Origin of the sequence: Lentzea flava (genome assembly GCF_014648475.1) — a bacterium.
GTDB lineage: Bacteria > Actinomycetota > Actinomycetes > Mycobacteriales > Pseudonocardiaceae > Lentzea > Lentzea flava.
Map to the genome: position 1 here is coordinate 133,294 of NZ_BMRE01000008.1, position 4,438 is coordinate 137,731.

General features: G+C 70.8%; 3 protein-coding genes. 2 read left to right on the plus strand and 1 reads right to left on the minus strand.

Translation table 11 applies throughout. The annotated features are described in order from the left end of the window. Nucleotides 1-4: 4 nt before the first annotated feature. On the minus strand, nt 5-2,677 hold the full coding sequence (locus tag IEZ09_RS12925) for an AAA family ATPase (protein WP_189253893.1): 2,673 nt from the start codon (nt 2,675-2,677) through the stop codon (nt 5-7). Nucleotides 2,678-2,958: 281 nt separating this feature from the next. Here IEZ09_RS12925 and IEZ09_RS12930 point away from each other — a divergent pair, with 281 nt between their 5' ends. Continuing rightward, a complete protein-coding gene (locus IEZ09_RS12930; RefSeq protein ID WP_229812498.1) occupies nt 2,959-3,432 on the plus strand; it encodes a MarR family winged helix-turn-helix transcriptional regulator in 474 nt (157 codons plus the stop codon). Nucleotides 3,433-3,551: 119 nt separating this feature from the next. After that, nucleotides 3,552-4,427, plus strand: a complete 876-nt coding sequence (mca, locus tag IEZ09_RS12935) for a mycothiol conjugate amidase Mca (RefSeq protein WP_308202391.1) — start codon at nt 3,552-3,554, stop codon at nt 4,425-4,427. The last annotated feature ends 11 nt before the right edge of the window (nt 4,428-4,438 follow it).

Sequence of the window (4,438 nt, forward strand, 5' to 3'; positions counted from 1 at the left end):
CCGGTCACGACGCCGCTGCCTTGGTCATCGCACCGGCCTGGATCGCGGCGGCGAGGTCCCTGCGGCTGCGCACGTCGAGCTTGCGGTAGATCCGCGTCAGGTGCTGCTCGACCGTGCTCACCGTGAGGTACAGCTTCGTGGCGATCTTGCGGTTGGTGTGGCCCTCCGCCACGAGCAGCGCGACCCGCTGTTCGGCGTCGGTGAGGCAGTCGAGCGGCGCGGTCCGCGGAGCGGGGTTTTCCGCGACGCGGCGGCGTGCGGGCTCGGCGGGAACGAGATCGGCCGGCAGCCCCAGGAGTTCCGGCTCCACGCCGCACAGCTGCACCTGCCGGTGGGCGCGGTGGGCGAGCAGCTGGGCCTCGCGCAGATCGCCCTCCTCCTGGTGTGCCTTGCTGAGCGCGGCCAGGGTGTGCGCGAGATCCACGCGGTCGCCGCACCCCTGCAGCACGCGCACCGACTCGCGCAGCAGGTCGAGCCGACGCCGGCCGGTCGCCCGCACGGCCAGCAACCGCAGCGCGACACCCCTGTCACGAGGGCTGGCCGGTTCGGGCCGGGACGGTTCGACCTCCGCGCGCAGCACGCTGTCGGCGGCGGCGTGGTCGCCGAGAACGAGATGCGCCTGGGCGATCCCGATCCGCCACGGCACGAGCGCCGGGACGTCGAGCTGCCACGCGGCCATCAGCTCACCGCAGCGCCGGAAGTCGGCGAGCGCGTCGGCCGCGTGGCCGGTCGCGAGCCGGTACTGCCCCCTGGCGCACAGGTAGTGCAGCCCGTAGGTGGTGCGGAACATGCTGTCCGGCACGGGAACCGCGAGGTACGTCGCCGCTTCCTCGATCCTGCCCAGCGCGACGGTGGCCTGGATCATCGCGGCGAGCGGCACGCCCACCGCGACACCCCAGCTCTTCGGCGGCACGAGCGACAACGCGGCGTGCGCACGGCGCCGAGCGGCCACCGGGTCACCGCGCCGCACGGAGATCATCGCCTGGCCGGCGGCGAACATCGCGTGCATGGTGGGGCGCCTGTGCTCCTGGGCCTGCCGCACCAGCTTGTCGCACCAGCGTTCCGCGCTGTCGAGCCGGTCGGCGTAGATGAGCGTGGCGACGGCGGAAGCGGCGACCGGGCTCGCGATGTCGCGCTGCGCAACGGTGTCCAGCACCTGCTCGATCCGGTCGAGCGCCTTGGTGTCCTTGCGGTGCTTGGCGACGAACGCGATCGAGGCAGGGACGGGGGAGTCCCCGGTCATCTCGGGATAGGTGCACGACAACAGCCAGCGCAGCGCGTCGAGCTCGTCGTCGCCGCCGAGCGTGCCCAGCGCGTCCCTGGCCTCGTCGAGCCGTCCGTGCCAGAGCAGATAACCGATGGGGCTCAACGCGTCCGGGCCCTCGATCCGGCCCGCGCGCACGGACTCGACGAGGTGCGGCAGGTACTGGTGCACCGAACCGGGGTCGACGTGCCACTTCGCCAGCGCGAGCGCGCTGATGATCACCGTGCGGTTGTCGTCGTCCGGTTCGGCGCGCAGGGCGAGCTGCAGGAAGCGGATCGCGAGCTTGAGGTCGTTGTCCCGCAACGCCTGCGCTGCCGCCTCCTGGAGCTGGGCCGCCGCGCGCGGGACCGCGGTGGACTCGCCTTCGAGCAGGTGCCGTGCGACGTTCGACGCCGACGCGTTCGTGGTGTCGAGCAGCCGGGCGACGGCCACGTGCAACGACTTGCGCTCGTCGGTCTGCATGCCGTCGATCACCGCGGACCGCACCTCGTCGTGGCGGAACCGGCCGTCGTGCAGCAAACCCGCGTCGGTCAGCGTGGTGAGCGCCGCCGTCGCCTTGGCGGCGGGGATGTCGAGCAGGTCGGCGAGCTTGTCGGCGGGCACCGCCTCGTCCACCACGGCCAGCGCGCGGGAGATGCTCGTGGCCACCGGACCGCAGCGGGTGACGCAGGAGATCACGGCGTGCCGGAAGCCGTCGCCGTCGTGCAGCAGGGCTTCCAGCAGCAAGGGGTTTCCGCCCGTGCGGCGGAACAGGTCTTCGGCGGCAGCGGCCTGGCGGCCCAGGCGCGTGCCCGCGAGTTCGGCGACCCCCGCGGGGGAGAGCGTCCTGGTGACGAGGTGCAGGAGGTCGGCGGTCTTGGCGATCTCGGCGCGGAATCCGGCGTAGCCGGCGGACACCTCGGCCGACTCGGTGAGGATCAGCAGCACGCGCAACGAGCTCAGCCTGCGGGCGAGGTAGAGCAGGAAGCACAGCGACGCCGCGTCGGCGTGGTTGACGTCGTCGATCTGGATCACGACCGGGCTGCACCCGGCGAGGTGGCGCACCATGGCCAGCACCCCGTGCAGCACCTGGCGCGGGACGGGCGCGCTCTCCTGCGCGTCACTCATCTCCGCGCTCAGAGCGCCGATCTCCAGCAGCTGGTGCAGCAGCTGGGTGCGTTCCCCGCACAGCTCGATCCCGCTGAACAGCTGGCTGAGCACGCCGAACGCGACGTTCTGCTCACCGCGCGAGGCGGTGGCGCGCAGCAGCGAGGTGTCCGACGTGCCCACCATCGCGCCCGCGGTCCGCAGCAGGGCCGTTTTGCCCGTTCCAGGAGGGCCGCTGATGAGCACCGTGCGGCCGTCGCTCATCAGCGATCTTGTGAAAGCGTTCTCTAATTCACCCAGTAAGTCTTCGCGCTCGACGAGGTTCATCGTGAAGTAATTCCCCCCAATGCGTGCGGACGCGGCGGCTTGCGTCCTTCTTCGCCCAGGGCATTCGGCGTTGCCCCCCGACTGCTGTGCCGAATCCGAAGATCTGCCGAGCGCGAGCGTAGCCAGGATGAGGGGTGTCGGGCGGGATGCTCATGTGATCACACATGCCGTTCTCGAGCCATCCACGTGGATCACGTTGTGTGACGAAAGTTCAACGCTCCGGAGCGTCTCACCACGAAGTGAGTAAAGCGACTTGCCACAACTTGTGTCAAGATTGTCAGGTGCACCCCGACGACCCCCTAGCGCGCACCGAGCTGACCTTCGTTCTCGGCATGGCCTTCCAGCTCGTGGTGGCCGAGTTCGTGCGGCGCCTCGACGCCGAGGGCTACGCTGACCTGCGGCCCGCCCACGGAGCCGTGTTCCAGGCGCTGCGCGGCCGCGGCGCCACGAGCACCGAGCTCGCCGAACGTCTGGGGGTCACGAAACAGGCAGCCGGGCAGATGGTCGCGGATCTGGAACAACGCGGTTATCTCCGCCGCGTCGACCATCCCGACGGCGGGCGCCGCCGGCTCGTCGTGCTGACGAGCAAGGCCGACGAACACATGGCCGTCGCCGGGCAGGTGCTCTACAAGCTGGAAGCGGAGCTGTCCGCACGGCTCGGCGAGGAAAACCTCCTGCAGCTGCGGACGGGATTGTCACAGCTCATCCGGGAATTCGCCGGAGCGGACCTTCCGCCATTGCGTCCCGCGTGGTGAATTGACCCTTTAAGGGTCTTGGCCGGTCGCATTCCAGGGGCACTCTAGGGGTGCCGGAGATCGGCGTCGCGAGGTCAGGATGTCCATGAATCGAGCACGGATTCATGGGGGAGTGACTCTTGCGCACCAAGGACTGCGACAACAGCTTTCGGCTGATGGCCGTGCACGCCCATCCCGACGACGAGTCGAGCAAGGGCGCGGCCACCATGGCCAAGTACGCCGCGGACGGCGCGCAGGTGCTCGTGGTGACCTGCACGGGCGGCGAACAGGGCGACGTGCTCAACCCGGAGATGCCGGACTGCCCCGACATGGGTTCGACGCGCCGGGCCGAGCTGGCGCGGGCGTGCGAGCTGCTCGGCGTGCGGCACCAGCTGCTCGGGTTCGCCGACTCCGGGCTGGGTGAGCAGGCGCCGGGGTGCTTCGCCCGCCAGCCGCTCGACGTCGTGACGGCGCCGCTGGTCCGGCTGATGCGCGAGTTCCGGCCGCACGTCGTGCTGGCCTACGACAGCACGGGTGGGTACCCGCACCCGGATCACGTGATGTGCCACCGTGCCGCGGTCGAGGCGTTCGACGCGGCCGGCGACCCGGACCGCTTCCCCTCGCACGGTCCCGCGTGGGCGCCCAGCAAGCTCTACTTCCACGTCGGCCTGCACCCGGCACGCCTGGCCGCGCTGCTCGACGCCGCGCAGGACCGGCCGCAGTCGTGGGCCGCCGAGGTCGAAATGCTTCTCGCGCACGACCCGTGGCCCACGTTGCCGATCACCACCCGCGTCCCGTGCGGCGAGCACTTCGCCACCAAGGAGCGCGCGCTGCGCGCCCATCGAAGCCAGATCGACCCGCGCGGCTTCTGGTTCGTCTTCCCGGCCGACGTGCAGCGCGCCGCGTGGCCGACCGAGGACTTCCACCTCGCCCGCACTCGGGTGCACACCGAACTTCCGGAGAACGACCTCTTCGCGGGCATCGCCGAGACGGCCCCGCTGCGGCTCGTCGGCTGAAAGGGACGTAC

What these genes read in the sequence shown, in the direction of transcription:
- IEZ09_RS12925 (WP_189253893.1), bottom strand. Translation starts at nt 2,677, where the DNA reads ATGAACCTCGTCGAGCGCGAAGACTTACTGGGTGAATTAGAGAACGCT.